The sequence below is a fragment of the Streptomyces sp. NBC_01750 genome (assembly GCF_035918095.1).
In the GTDB taxonomy this organism is placed as follows: domain Bacteria; phylum Actinomycetota; class Actinomycetes; order Streptomycetales; family Streptomycetaceae; genus Streptomyces.
In genome coordinates, this window is the sequence record NZ_CP109137.1 from 3,557,785 (window position 1) to 3,570,810 (window position 13,026).

Here is a 13,026-nt window from a genome sequence, read left to right on the forward strand (position 1 = left end):
GGCAGCGTCCGGCCCGGTACCGAGGCGCTCTGTCTCTTGCGCCGGTGAGCACCGCGGCCCGTACCGGCTCCTCGGCCGGCCCGCGCGCCCGGCACCGCGACCGGCGCCGCCGCGACCGCCAACGCCGCTCGGGGGTCGGCGAGTTGGGCCAGTACCTGGGTGGCACCGCGAACTGGGCTGCCGTAAAGGCGAATCCGCGGGCGAGCGCGGGCGCCGATGGCGGCGGGCTCGGTTGAGGTCAGGGCACTGCGGGGGGCGCGCGCTTCAGTGGCGCGAGGCTCAGGAGTCCGGGGAACGCAGTACCCGCAGATGGCCCCGGCGCGCGACCTCCATCGGGTCCGCCGTCCGGCGGCCGTTCTGCGCGCCGGCCTCGGCGGTCCGTCCCTGCGGGCGGGCCGCTTCCCTCACGGCATTGGCGAGCGCCTCGAGATCGTCGCCACTGGGGCGGGACGGGGCGGAGCCGTCGGCGAGCCGCACAACCTCCCAGCCGCGCGGTGCGGTCAGGCGCTCACTGTGTTCGGCACACAGGTCGTAGCAGTGGGGCTCGGCATACGTGGCGAGCGGGCCGAGGACCGCGGTCGAATCGGCATAGACGTACGTCAGTGTCGCGACGGCGGGGCGGCCGCACGCGGTGCGCGAACAGCGACGTACAGGGCTCACGACGTTGGACGGTACCGCACTCTTGAGCGGGCTGCGACGACTCTCCACCAGGTCACTCCACCGTGTCGTGCTGTGACGTCTGCCATAGACGCTGCTGGAGCAACTGCCCTGACCTGCACGGGAGGAGAAGTGCGCCGACGACGACCGCCGGTGATGCGGTCATGACTTGGGGTAAATAAGGTCAATCACGATGAGATCGGCGATCGTGGGGAGGTACGCAATCGAGCCCAAGCTTGGCCGGAATGTTCAATTAGCGACATGCTCCGTCCCGGGGGCGCCGACCCGATCGCCGCAGGCCGGTGAGAGTTACCCTGCGTCAGTGATGGACAGTTCTGTGCCGCCCCGCCAGTCCGAACCACGGCCGCGTCGCCGCGACCGCCACGGCCGCGGGATGCGCGGGCCGGTCGCCCCGCCCCAGGTGCCCCTCGCCGCCAGCCGGGCCGAGTCCTTCCGGGACCTGGTTCAGGACTCGGTGGAGCGGCTGGAGCGGCGGTGGCCACAGCTCGCCGACGTCGATTTCCTCGTACTGGACGTGCCGGGCGCGCCGGACGACTCGGTGCCGCTGGGCAGCTCGGCTGCCGCGGACAAGGAACGGCGGGCGCAGATCGTGGTCTACCGGCGGCCCGTCGAGATCCGGACAAAGAATCGCGACGAGCGCGCGCTGCTGGTGCACGAGGTGGTCGTGGAGCAGGTGGCCGAGCTGCTGGGGCTGGCGCCGGAGTCGGTCGACCCGCGGTACGGACAGGACTGACCGACGACCGGCAGAGGTCGCTCCGCTGCCGGCCGATGTCGTCAGTCGTCCAGAACCGACAGGTCCTGCTCCGCCTCCGGCACCGCCACCGTCCCGCGGTCGTACGGCAGTGTCTGCACCGTGAACATCGGGATGCCGTCCTGCGGCAGCGTGAGCGTGCGTGAGGCGTGTACCGGGCCGCCCGACACCGTCTCGACGGTGAGCGCGTACGAGCCCTTGAGGCCGGCCGGCACCGGCGGGGCGACCGCCAGTGTCGTACCGGCCTTGACCGTGTACGTCTTGACGGCCTGAGTGCCGCCCTCCGTACCCGCCGAGGCGGTGACCTTGACCTGTGCGCCGCCGTCCGGCGCGGTCAGGGAGAGGATCGAGCCCTTGGCGCGGTTGTCGGCCGCGGTCGCCCGCTCCCCCACGGGTGCGGTCGCCGGGATGAAGGCGACCTCCTGCTTGTCGCCCTTGCCGCGCACGACGCGCAGCGCCGCCACCACCGGGGTCGTCTCACTGCTCTGCGCCGGGCTGAGGATCAGTGATCCGGCCTCGCCCTTGGTCACGTCCTTCAGGTCGACGGCCGCGGTCATGCCGGACTTGATGTGCAGCGTCTCGTGTCCGGCGGGGGTGATCCGGCCGGTCGCGCCCGCCAGCTGCACCTTCAGATCGGCGTCGTCGTCGCCGGGCGCGAAGGCCACCAGCTGGACCGAGGTGGCGTCCGCGGGGATGCCCGGCAGTACCGCGGTGTCCGACGGATCGGCCGAGGCCGCCAGCCAGTCGCTGCCCGTCTTGTCGTCGGCGGACCGCACCACCGCGCCGACGCGGCCCGTGCGGGTGGTGACATGGACGGTCAGATCCGCGGCGGGCTCGGAGGTCAGCGTGGAGAGCAGGACCGGGACGCTGGACCCGGCGGGGACCGGGATGCCCTCGGTCAGTGTGGTCTTGAGGGCGCCGTCCTTGCCGTACAGCTCGATGTCGGCGACGGCCGCCGTCGGGTCCGGGTTGGTGAGGTGGACGTAGTCCTGGCGGTTCTCGGCGGTGGAGGCACCCGGGAACCAGAAGTCGGTGTCCGGCGCGGTGCAGCTGACGCCGAGCACGCCGCGCGAGCCGCCCGCCGGGACCGTGGTGGTCTGCTGCGCGGTCCAGCCGGGTGCGAGGCGGCCGGTGGCGGTGCCGACGAGGGCGGGGGCCTCGCCGCCGCCGGCCTTGGCGGCGACGGGCTTGCCGGGCTCCTTCAGCGCGAGCACCGCCTTGTCGGGCACCGGCTTCTTCGCGCCCGACGCGGCACCGTCCTTCCCTGCCCCGCCCTTGGCCGTGTCCTTCTTCTTCGCTTCGTCCTTCTTGGGCGCGGTGTCGGGGTCGGCCAGGGTGGCGGCGGACGGCTTCAGTTCCGCCACGCCGCCCTTCGCGTCGCCGTCCTTCGCGTCTGCGGTCTTCCCGGCCGGGGTGAACGACGTGTAAGCGGTCTCCGCGATCTCCGAGCTGCTGGGCGCCGGGCAGAGCAGGCTGGAGCGTTCGACGGGCAGCCGCGCCGCGGCCTCGGCTTCTGCCGACGAGCCGCCGTCCGGTGCGGTGAGCGCGGCGAAGCCGGTGATCGCTGCGAGTGCGACGGTGGTCGCGATCAGGGAGATGGTTGTGCGCTTCACTCTGACTCGCCTCGCGAAGTGTTGCCGGGATGCTGTTCGGTCTCGCTGCCGTCGGCGTAGGGCTGTCCGCCCTGCTGCCCGTAGGGGTCGTACTGGCCCTCCTGGTACTGCCCGTCCCCGTAGGTCGCGGCGTGGTACGGGTCGGCCTGGTACGGCTGCTGCTGGTACTGGTCCGCAGCGCCGTACTGCTGTCCGTCGCTGTATTGCTGTCCGTCGCCGTACTGCTCGGCGCCGTACTGGGCACCGCCCTGGTACTGCTCGCTGTTGTACGGGGTGGTGTACCCGTTGTCCGCGTACGACTGCGCGTCCCATTCGCCGTACTGCTGCTGGGGCACTGCCGCGTACTGCGTCGGCTGCTGCTCGGGCTGCTGTGCGGCGGGCCGGGCGTAGAGGTCCTGGTCCGGGTCGGCATAGCCCTGACCCTGCTCGGCCGTCCCCACTTCCGTCTCCGACTCGGCCTCTGCCTGCGCGCGCAGTCTGCGTGCCCTGCGGCCCTCGCCCTCCACCGGCTGGGCCGGTACGACGATCTCCTCCTCCGGCAGATCGTCGTCGATCTCCCGGCGCCGGCCCGGAAGCGCGAGCACCAGCAGCACCAGTGCGAGTGCGCCCTGGATCCAGATCCAGGCCGTGTGGGTGGCGGGGGCGTCGTACGTCAGGTCCAGCCGGCCGCCCTCGGCGGGCAGTTCGAAGCCCTGGGCCCAGCCGTCGACGGTGGTCTTCGGCAGTACGCGGCCGTCGAGCGTGGCCTGCCAGCCTTCGTCGGCACTGTCCGCGATGCGCAGCACGCGTCCGGACGTGCCGGCCGCGATCTTGGCGTGGGCCTCGACCGGGTCGGCGGCGACGGGGAGGGGGTCGGTCTTGCCGGTGACGATGGTGGCCCGCGCGACCTGGCGGTCGACGCGCCACAGTGCGCTGCCGTCGAGCTGGCTGAGGCGGCTGAGGCCCGGGGTCGCGTCGAGGACGCGGCTGGTCTGGCGCGGCGCGCCGTCGCGTACGAGCACGTACCGGATCGCGAAGCCGCTGAGCTGGCTGGTCTGGTCGGCGCCGGAGCCCGCGACGAGGTTGGCGACGACCTTGTCGAGGCGGCCGTCGCTGCCGCCGGCCTCGGCCAGTTCGGCGTCGCCGAGGCGGCTGCCGGAGCCTCGTACGAGGGTGTACGAGACCTTGGCGGCGGAGGCTCCGCCGAGGACGAGGGTGCGTGGCTGGTCGCGGGTGTCGCTCTCTTCGGCGACGAAGGCGGGCACCTGGACGGGGTCGCGTCGCTGCAGCGGTCCTGCGGCGCCGCTGAGCATCCAGTTGCCTGCGGCGAGGAGGGGGGCGACGCCGGCGGCGAGCGCGATGAGGGCCGCGACGGGCTGGCGCCAGCCGAAGTTCTGGGCGGCGACGCGGGAGCGGCCGCCTTCTGCGCCGAGGACGGCGGCGGCGAGCAGCGCGATGCCGTAGACGAGGGTGGCGGGTCCCGCCCAGCCGGAGCCGTTGGCGAGTGCCGCGAAGATCAGTGCGACGAGTGCGGCGGCCCAGGCCGTGCGGACGGCGAACTGCCGTTCGCCGCGCAGCAGCGCCGCGAGTGCGGCCAGGACTATGCCGATGAGCAGGATTCCGCCCGCGGCCTTGGGGCCGCCCGGGCTCATGCCGAGGAGGTCGAGTGCGGAGGCCGATCCGGTGCCGAATTCGAGTCCGGCTTCACGGAAGAAACCGGACGGGCCGGTGAGCAGGGTCAGCGACCAGGGCGCGAGCACGAGAAGCGGGGTGCCGACGGCGGCCAGGAAGCGCAGCCCGTACGCCGTGATGTCGTCGCGTCGCAGCACGAGGACGCCGATGCCGAGGACGAGCGCGATCGGCCACACGATGGGCGTGAACGCCATCGTGAAGGTCAGCAGGAGGGCGTAGGCCCAGGTGGCGCGCCAGCTTCCGCGCCCGCCGCCGTGGCCGCCGCGCAGTCCGTGGGCGGCGACACCGGCGCGTGCGATGAGGGGCAGCAGGATCGCGAGTACGGCGGTGCCGAGCCGTCCGGTGGCGAGTGCGCCGGTCGCCGCGGGCAGGAAGGCGTACGCGATGCTCGCCCAGGCCCGCAGCAGCCGGGACTCGACGATGGGGCGGGAGGCGAAGTAGGCGGTGAGTCCGGCGAGCGGGACCGAGCAGACGAGCAGCACGGTGAGTGCGAAGCCGGTGGAGCCGAGGAAGAGGGTGGAGAGGGCCGCGAGCACCGCGAGGTAGGGCGGTGCGGTCTGGGTGCCGCCGGTGCCGAGGGGGTGCCAGTTGTCGGCGTAGCGGGCCCAGAGGTCCCAGACGTCGGCGGGGGCGGGCAGCAGTGCGCCGCCCGCGAGGGCGCCGCTGCCGAAGAGTCCGCGGCAGGCGACGAGGGAGACGATGAGCAGGACGGCGAAGAGCACCGGTCCGGGCTTGCGCCCGATTTTCTTCAGGCGGGCGAACTGTTCGATCTCGAGGAAGTCCGCGTCGTCGCCGCCGGGTCCGGATTCGACGGCGCCGTGCCGGGAGCCGCCGGAGTCGGCGTCGGAGCCGCTGCCGAAGTGGCCCGCGACCTGTTCGACGGTGGCGCGGAGGGTCGCGCCCGGCGGCGGGAAGAGGGGGCGCAGTTCGCCGGCCTCGACCGCTCGCCGAGAGCGCCTGCGGCGCCCGGCGATGATCCGTTCGGGCCGCAGCAGGGTGCCGAAGAGTCCCATGACTTCGTCGACGGCCTGGCCGGGGACTTTTCCGACGAGGTAGGCGAGGGTGCGCAGCAGGGTGCCGATGACGATGCGCAGGAGTACGTACGGGAGGGCGGCGCCGCGTGAGTTGGTGAGGAGCGTGTAGACGGCGCCGGCCTTGTCGACCCGGTGCGGGCTGGCGACGGAGCGTCCCGCGCAGTCGACGGTGCGGCGTTCGCGGGCGGCGGCTTCGGCGTGCCGCATGACCGCGTCGGGGGCGATGAGGACGCGGTGTCCCGCGGCGTGGGCGCGCCAGCAGATGTCGACGTCGTCGCGCATGAGGGGCAGTCGTCGGTCGAAGCCACCGAGCTCATCGAAGACGTCGCGGCGGATGAGCATGCCGGCGGAGGAGACGGAGAGGACGGAGCGGATCTGGTCGTGCTGTCCCTGGTCCTGTTCGCGCCGGTCGAGTCCGGTCCAGCGGCGTCCGCTGTTGGCGATGGAGACGCCCGCTTCGAGGAGCTGTTTGCGGTCGTACCAGCCGCGGAGTTTGGGTCCGATGATGGCGGCGTACTCGTCGGAGTCGGCGACGCGCAGGAGTTCGGCGAGGGCGCCGGGTTCCGGTGCGCTGTCGTCGTGGAGGAGCCACAGCCATTGGACGGGTTCGCCGTGAGGCAGCTCGGGCAGGTCGTAGGCGTCGTCGCGCCAGCTCCTGCTGACCGGGTCCCAGCCGCTGGGCCGCTTCAGATAGGGCAGGTCGTCGGGGGTGAGTACACCCGCGGTGCGGGCCGCTTCGTCGACGGCGGTGCCGAAGCCGGTGCGGCGGGCGAGGTGCAGTACGCGTTCGGAGCCGAGTGCTTCGGTGACCAGCCGAGCGGAGTCGTCGGCGCTGCCGGTGTCGGCGGCGACGACGTTCTGTACGGGGCGTTCCTGGCCGAGGAGTCCGGCGAGGGCGTCGGGGAGCCAGCGTGCACCGTCGTGGGAGACGAGCACGGCGGTGACGACATGCCGCGGGAACTCTGGCGGGTGTGCGGGAACAAACGCGGCTGAGGTGGGGGACATTGAGGTACGGGCCCTCCGGCCGGGGGGTCGCCCCGTAGGGGCGCTGGAGCATCTCGGACGGGGCCCCACACTAACGGTATGAAAAAGCGCTGCGGCGCGAAGCGACTCGTTGGGGGGTGGTGGCCGGGCGACGGGTGGGACAGAACAGTCCGCCGACTGCTGGGAGTGCGCAGCCGGCGGACCGTGGTTTACGTACGGGCTTGTGGTGTTTGGTCGGGTCTCGGGTATCGGTTCGGTGTTCAGACGGCGGCCTTCTTCAGCCGGCGGCGTTCGCGTTCGGACAGGCCGCCCCAGATACCGAATCGCTCGTCGTTGGCGAGGGCGTACTCGAGACACTCGGGGCGGACCTCGCAGGCGAGGCAGACCTTCTTGGCCTCGCGGGTGGATCCGCCCTTCTCAGGGAAGAAGGACTCGGGATCGGTCTGGGCGCACAACGCGCGCTCCTGCCAGCCGAGTTCCTCGTCCGCGTCCTCGACCAGCAGTTGTTCGAACAGCTCGGTCATGTGCGCCCCTCGTCTGTTTTTGCGTCCCCGTGATGTTGCCGGTGTCGCTTTTCGGCCGAACGACACGAGTGAAATTACAAGTGTGGTGCTCCGAGCCAGTCAAGCCGAGATCTGCTATTGGGCCCGGTATTCACTCTGGGGAACCAAAGCTATGCGGAAAGTGTTCAAATCATGAAAAACCTGACACCGGTCAGCAGCCTGCCCCGCACTCTCCCTCTCGCACAGAGGAGACGTCGCAGGGTTCGATCTTGTTGCACATCGAGCCACTGAAGCGATCCGGATCACAGTCCGATCACGGGACCGCAACGGCGTTTGCGAGCGCGGTTGCTGCGCCATGTCTCCGCGGCAGCGACTGCACAAACCTTTCTCCGCACCCAGTAACCGGATGAGGTGAAACATTACCGCCAAATCGGTCATTGGGTTGACAGTATTGAACCCACCCGTCACCTTTGATTGCATGCCAGTGACCTCAGCGCCCTTCGCAACCCACATCCGTGGGTTCCGCAGCGCTGTCCAGGCGCGCTGTTGCTGTTCCAGCTGTTGATGCCTTAGCGCTCCAGCTTCACCACCGCGTACAGCTCATCGCCGTATGCACCGCATGTCCTGCGACACCCTCCCCCAAAATCCGTCCGGGGGGACCCCCAGCACTGCAACTCACGTTCTCTGCCGAGGAACCACCGCACCCATGAACAGCGACAGCGACCTCCAGATCGCCGGCGACATCCTCGCCGTACAGCACCTCCTCCAGCCCGCCCCCGAGCACCCGGCCACTGTCGCCGACTTCGTCGGCCTGGCCCGCTCCATCGCCGCCGACCGCGCGCAGTGGGCCCACCTCGTCCAGTACGACACCACCACCCGCTGGTACCACCGGCTGCGCACCGGTCCGGGCTACGAGGTGTGGCTGCTGTCCTGGGTCCCGGGCCAGGGCAGCGGACTGCACGACCACGGACTCTCCTCCGGTGTGCTGACCGTCCTCGACGGCGAACTCACCGAGCGCACCGCGGAGACCTCCCGGTCCCTGTCGGCCGGCTCGCAGCGGGTGTTCGCGCCCGGCTATGTGCACGAGGTCGTCAACGATTGGTTCGAACCGGCCGTCAGCCTGCACATCTACTACCCGGGGCTGACCGAGATGCCGATGCACAGCGCCGGGGTCGCCCATGCGCAATGCCAGGGGCGCTCCCCGGCGGAACGGAAGGCCGTCCCCGCCTGACACCCCCCTCCCCCGGCTACCGCGGGGAGGTGCCCCCATCCCGACCACCACCCTCATGGGATCAGGCTCCGCCTGACAGACTGTCCGCATGCGCATTGTGGTTCTGGCCGGCGGCATCGGCGGCGCCCGTTTCCTCCGTGGTCTCAAGCAGGCCGCGCCCGAAGCGGACGTCACGGTGATCGGCAACACCGGCGACGACATCCATCTGTTCGGACTGAAGGTCTGCCCCGACCTCGACACCGTGATGTACACCCTCGGCGGTGGCATCAACGAGGAGCAGGGCTGGGGGCGTACGGACGAGACCTTCCAGGTCAAGAGCGAGCTCGCCGCGTACGGCGTGGGACCCGAGTGGTTCGGCCTCGGCGACCGCGACTTCGCCACGCACATCGTCCGTACGCAGATGCTGGGCGCGGGCTATCCGCTCAGCGCCGTCACCGAGGCGCTCTGCGCGCGCTGGAACCCGGGCGTACGGCTGCTGCCGATGTCCGACGACCGTGTAGAGACGCATGTCGCCGTCACCGTGCCGGACAGCGGCTCCGCCGCGGGGCCGGGCGAGCGCAAGGTCATCCACTTCCAGGAGTACTGGGTGAAGCTGCGGGCGTCCGTGGCCGCGGAGGCCGTCGTGCCCGTCGGCGCGGACCAGGCGAAGCCGGCGCCCGGGGTGCTGGAGGCGATCGCCGCCGCCGACGTCGTCATCTTCCCGCCGTCCAACCCCGTCGTCAGCGTCGGCACGATCCTGGCCGTTCCCGGGATCCGCGAGGCCATCGCCGAGGCGGGCGTCCCGGTCGTGGGCCTGTCCCCCATCGTCGGGGACGCGCCGGTGCGCGGCATGGCCGACAAGGTCCTGGCGGCGGTGGGCGTGGAGGCGACGGCCGCGGCCGTCGCCCAGCACTACGGCTCGGGGCTGCTCGACGGCTGGCTGGTCGACACGGTGGACGCGGGCGCGGTGGCGGCGGTCGAGGCGGCGGGGATCCGCTGCCGGGCCGTGCCGCTGCTGATGACGGATGTGGACGCGACCGCCGAGATGGCGCGTCAGGCGCTGGCACTGGCCGAGGAAGTACGGGCGTGAACCCGCCCTCCTACCGGGTCTGGGCGCTGCCCGGTCTTGCGGAGGTCCGGCCGGGCGACGACCTCGCGAAGCTGATCACCGCGGCCTCGCCCGAGCTGGTGGACGGCGACGTACTGCTCGTCACCTCGAAGATCGTGAGCAAGGCGGAGGGGCGGATCGTCGAGGCGGCCGACCGCGAGGCGGCCATCGACGCGGAGACGGTACGGGTGGTGGCGCGGCGCGGCCCCCTGCGGATCGTCGAGAACCGGCAGGGCCTGGTGATGGCCGCGGCCGGCGTCGACGCCTCCAACACCCCTGCCGGAACAGTGCTGTTGCTGCCCGCCGATCCTGATGCCTCGGCGCGGGCGATCCGCGAGGGGCTGCGGGCATCGCTCGGCGTCGACGTCGGCGTGATCGTCACGGATACCTTCGGCCGGCCCTGGCGCAACGGTCTGACCGATGTCGCGATCGGCGCGGCGGGCGTGCGGGTGCTGGACGATCTGCGCGGCGGGGCCGACGCGCACGGCAATCCGCTGAGCGCGACCGTCGTCGCCACCGCGGATGAACTGGCCGCGGCGGGCGACCTGGTGAAGGGCAAGACGGAGGGGCTGCCGGTCGCGGTGGTGCGCGGTCTGCCGCATCTGGTGGCCGACGCGGCCGAGGGAGCGCGGGCCATGGTCCGGGCCGCGGCCGACGACATGTTCCGGCTGGGGACCTCAGAGGCGGTACGGGAGGCGGTCACCCAGCGCCGTACGGTGCGGGAGTTCACCCACGAGCCGGTGGACGGCGGGGCGGTGCGCCGCGCCGTCGCTGCGGCAGTGACGGCTCCGGCACCGCATCACACGACGCCCTGGCGGTTCGTGCTCCTCGAATCCGCTTCGGCGCGCACCGGGTTGCTCGACGCGATGCGGGACGCGTGGATCGCTGACCTGCGGCGCGACGGCAAGTCGGAGGAGTCGGTCGCCAGGCGGGTGCGGCGCGGGGACGTGCTGCGCAAGGCGCCGTATCTGGTCGTGCCGTGTCTGGTGATGGACGGCGCGCACCACTACGGGGATCCGCGGCGCGATACCGCAGAGCGCGAGATGTTCGTGGTCGCGGCGGGCGCGGGCGTGCAGAACTTCCTGGTGGCGCTGGCGGGTGAACGGCTCGGCTCGGCATGGGTGTCGTCCACGATGTTCTGCCGCGAGGTCGTCCGGGACGTGCTGGGACTGCCGGCCGGATGGGATCCGATGGGCGCGGTGGCGGTCGGGCACGCGGCCGGAGCGCCGAAGGAACGGCCGGCGCGGGAGGCTTCGGCCTTCATCGAGGTGCGCTAGCTACAGCTTGGAGATGTCGGTGCGGGGCATCTTGGGCACGCGGCGGGCCGGGGTGCGGTCGCTCAGCAGGATCAGGCGGGCGGCCCGGTGGCGCTGGCCGGCGTACGGGGCCAGGAGTTCGAGCATCGCCGCGTCGTCCGCGTCGCGGTCGCCCGCGAGCGCGTAACCGACGATGCCGGGCAGATGCAGATCGCCGACGGTGACGGCGTCGGGGGCACCGTTGCTGCGCTGAACCGTTTCGGTGGAGGTCCAGGGGCCGATGCCGGGGATCAACTCCAGTCTTGCCTGGGCCTGTTGGGGCTCCATCGCTGCGGCCTCCTCCAGACGTCGGGCGACACGGACCGCGCGCAGGATCGTCGATGCGCGCTTGTTGTCGACGCCCGCACGGTGCCACTCCCAGGAAGGGATCAGCGCCCAGCTGCGGGGCTCGGGCATCACGCACATACGCGGTGCCGGGCCGGGCGCGGGCTCGCCGTACTTCCGCACGAGCAGCCGCCAGGCGCGGTACGCCTCGTCCGCGGTGACCTTCTGCTCCAGGATCGAGGGGATGAGCGATTCCAGGACCAGGCCGGTGCGGGTCAGGCGGAGGCCGGGGCGGCGGTGCTGGGACGCGGCGACGAGGCGGTGGCGCGGGGTGAAGGCGGCGGGGTCGTCAGCCTCGCCGAGCAGCGCGGGGAGGTGCTCGAGCAGCCAGTCGGCGCCGGGGCCCCAGGCCTCGGCCTCGGCGGCGCCGGCGCTCGCGTGCAGGGCGACGCGGAGGGTTCCGGGCCCTGCGGGCGTAAGGGTGGCACGCCAGACGGAGCCGTCCGGGGTGGTACGGAAGGTGGGGTCGCCGGGGCCGCGACGGAGCGGCCCGAGCACGATCCCGAGGTCGAGGGGCCCGGGCGGCGTCCAGCACCGCGTGCGGGACCCGCCCCGCGTCTGCGCGGGGACGCCGGAGGGGACGGCGGTGTAGCCGCCTCGCACAGTGGTGCGGGTGGGGCGGGGGCTGAAGCGTCCTGCCACGGTCGGGGTCCTCGGGGATCGGGTGTCCTATGAGGGTAGGCGGTCCTCGGCCAGGCCCACGTGGCTACTGGTCCGAAGAGAACCGCACCGACGACGACGGCAGCACCGCGTCGCACCACACCCTCGCGCCGTCGCGGAGCTCGTTGTCCGCGCCCACCGACGCGCCGTCGCCGACCACCACGCCCGACAGGACCGTGCGGGCTCCGACTCTCGCGCCCGCGCCGATCAGGGAGGCGGAGATCACCGCGCCCTCCTCCACCACCGCGCCCTCCAGGACCGCGCTGCCGTCGATGCGGGTGCCGCCGCCGATCCGGGCGCCACCGCCGATCACCGTGCCGCCCGTCAGTTTCGCGTCGGGCGCCACTGTCGCCGACGGAAGGACCAGGCGGTCGCCGCAACGGCCCGGGACCGCCGGGGACGGGGCGCGCCCCATGACCAGGTCGGCCGAGCCGCGGACGAAGGCCTGCGGGGTGCCGAGATCGAGCCAGTACGTGGAGTCGACCATGCCCTGGAGGTGGGCTCCGGAGGACAGCAGGTCCGGGAAGGTCTCGCGTTCGACCGAGACCGGGCGGCCCGTCGGGATGGTGTCGATGACCGAGCGGCGGAAGACGTACGCGCCGGCGTTGATCTGGTCGGTGACGATCTCCTCCGGTGTCTGGGGCTTCTCCAGGAAGGCCGTGACACGGCCGGAAGAGTCCGTGGGCACCAGACCGAATGCCCGCGGATCCTCGACCCGGGTGAGATGGAGCGAGACGTCCGCGCCGGACGACCGGTGCGTGGCGACGAGCGCAGCGATGTCCAGGCCCGTCAGGATGTCGCCGTTGAAGATCAGGACCGGATCCTCCGGGCCCGAGTGCAGCCGCGACGCGACATTGCGGATCGCCCCGCCCGTGCCGAGCGGCTCCTCCTCGGTGACGTACTCCAGGTGGAGGCCGAGCGAGGAGCCGTCGCCGAAGTACGGCTCGAAGACCTCGGCCAGGTACGACGTGGCCAGCACGATGTGCTCGACCCCGGCCGCCCGCGCACGCGCCAGCTGATGCGTCAGGAACGGGACACCTGCCGCCGGAACCATCGGCTTCGGCGTATTGACGGTGAGCGGGCGCAACCGGGTGCCCTTGCCGCCGACCAGGAGGATCGCTTCTGTCACCTTGTCGTCTCTGCTTCCTGATGGAGCCGGCAATGGTCACTCGTT

The 13,026-nt window shown here is 72.0% G+C and carries 11 protein-coding genes; 5 read left to right on the top strand and 6 right to left on the bottom strand.

Translation table 11 applies throughout. The features are described from left to right. Positions 1 to 44: 44 nt before the first annotated feature. Complete coding sequence (locus OG966_RS15895; protein WP_326650290.1) at positions 45 to 236, top strand: hypothetical protein; 192 nt, start codon at positions 45 to 47, stop codon at positions 234 to 236. A 43-nt stretch (positions 237 to 279) separates the two neighbouring features. Here OG966_RS15895 and OG966_RS15900 read toward each other — a convergent pair whose 3' ends face one another. After that, the gene (locus OG966_RS15900; RefSeq protein WP_326650291.1) at positions 280 to 708 is read right to left on the bottom strand and encodes a DUF3499 domain-containing protein; all 429 of its coding nucleotides are present in this window, start codon (positions 706 to 708) and stop codon (positions 280 to 282) included. A gap of 274 nt (positions 709 to 982) precedes the next feature. On the opposite strand from OG966_RS15900, the gene OG966_RS15905 reads away from it, so the two are divergent. Next, positions 983 to 1,411, top strand: coding sequence for a metallopeptidase family protein (locus OG966_RS15905; RefSeq protein ID WP_326650292.1), 429 nt, complete (start codon positions 983 to 985; stop codon positions 1,409 to 1,411). 41 nt (positions 1,412 to 1,452) lie between these two features. Here the strand turns inward: OG966_RS15905 and OG966_RS15910 are convergent, their stop codons facing one another. The 3 genes from OG966_RS15910 to OG966_RS15920 all read right to left on the bottom strand — a co-directional run bounded on the left by OG966_RS15910 (position 1,453) and on the right by OG966_RS15920 (position 7,255). Next, complete coding sequence (locus OG966_RS15910) at positions 1,453 to 3,042, bottom strand: DUF5719 family protein (protein ID WP_326650293.1); 1,590 nt, start codon at positions 3,040 to 3,042, stop codon at positions 1,453 to 1,455. After that, a complete protein-coding gene (locus OG966_RS15915) occupies positions 3,039 to 6,752 on the bottom strand; it encodes a glycosyltransferase (RefSeq protein WP_326650294.1) in 3,714 nt (1,237 codons plus the stop codon). Before OG966_RS15915 ends, OG966_RS15910 begins: the two co-directional genes overlap by 4 nt. A gap of 239 nt (positions 6,753 to 6,991) precedes the next feature. Next, positions 6,992 to 7,255 (bottom strand): WhiB family transcriptional regulator, encoded by a 264-nt coding sequence (locus OG966_RS15920; protein ID WP_326650296.1) that lies wholly within the window; start codon positions 7,253 to 7,255, stop codon positions 6,992 to 6,994. A gap of 685 nt (positions 7,256 to 7,940) precedes the next feature. Here OG966_RS15920 and OG966_RS15925 point away from each other — a divergent pair. The 3 genes from OG966_RS15925 (at position 7,941) to OG966_RS15935 (ending at position 10,829) form a co-directional block, all read left to right on the top strand. Beyond that, positions 7,941 to 8,465 carry a cysteine dioxygenase gene (locus OG966_RS15925; RefSeq protein ID WP_326650297.1) on the top strand — a complete coding sequence of 175 codons (525 nt, stop codon included), beginning with the start codon at positions 7,941 to 7,943 and terminating at the stop codon, positions 8,463 to 8,465. 88 nt (positions 8,466 to 8,553) lie between these two features. Continuing rightward, entirely contained in the window at positions 8,554 to 9,534 is a 981-nt protein-coding gene (gene cofD / locus OG966_RS15930; protein WP_326650298.1) for a 2-phospho-L-lactate transferase, read from the top strand. Beyond that, the gene (locus OG966_RS15935; protein ID WP_326650299.1) at positions 9,531 to 10,829 is read left to right on the top strand and encodes a coenzyme F420-0:L-glutamate ligase; all 1,299 of its coding nucleotides are present in this window, start codon (positions 9,531 to 9,533) and stop codon (positions 10,827 to 10,829) included. Before cofD ends, OG966_RS15935 begins: the two co-directional genes overlap by 4 nt. Here OG966_RS15935 and OG966_RS15940 read toward each other — a convergent pair whose 3' ends face one another. Beyond that, entirely contained in the window at positions 10,830 to 11,834 is a 1,005-nt protein-coding gene (locus OG966_RS15940; protein WP_326650301.1) for a DNA-3-methyladenine glycosylase family protein, read from the bottom strand. A 64-nt stretch (positions 11,835 to 11,898) separates the two neighbouring features. Then, complete coding sequence (locus OG966_RS15945; RefSeq protein WP_326650302.1) at positions 11,899 to 12,981, bottom strand: NDP-sugar synthase; 1,083 nt, start codon at positions 12,979 to 12,981, stop codon at positions 11,899 to 11,901. Positions 12,982 to 13,026: the final 45 nt, after the last annotated feature.